The organism is Acinetobacter genomosp. 33YU, assembly GCF_001990725.1.
Lineage (GTDB): Bacteria > Pseudomonadota > Gammaproteobacteria > Pseudomonadales > Moraxellaceae > Acinetobacter > Acinetobacter seifertii.
This window is the reverse complement of sequence record NZ_LFZQ01000052.1, coordinates 1-372: the sequence shown is the minus strand read 5'-3', so window position 1 is coordinate 372 and position 372 is coordinate 1. Positions and strand designations below refer to the sequence as shown.

1 protein-coding gene is annotated in these 372 nt (G+C 35.5%); it reads right to left on the bottom strand.

Translation table 11 applies throughout. From position 1 onward, the window contains the following. Positions 1-341: RepB family plasmid replication initiator protein (locus AC056_RS20000; RefSeq protein WP_416224623.1), on the bottom strand; the 341-nt coding region annotated here is incomplete at its 3' end. Between the last annotated feature and the right edge of the window lie 31 nt (positions 342-372).

Below are 372 nucleotides of genomic sequence, written 5' to 3'. Positions count from 1 at the left end.
AAGTTTAAATCCAAGCGATCAGGTATTTTATTCTTAGATGATAGTATCCCAAGTTCATCAGCCAAATTTTTTAAATCATCTCTGTTTAAAACTAACGTAGTTGAAGAAAGATCTTTAGCTCCCTCTTTCAGAGCTGCATAAGAGGCATATTTATCTAAAGAAGTAGCTTTTGAAAAAAAGTCAGCATCAACCTCCAAAATATCATCATCTAACATTTCCTTTGTATCAATCTGGCAAAGAGCCAGAAAAAGCACTCTTTTTGCTGAAAGGGAAAGGGATGCAAGAGTTACCCCAACTTCATTTCTATGTCTAACTTTCGTTAATCCCGTTACTGTCTTCACGATAAGCCTCATATAACCTTTCCTATGTAGG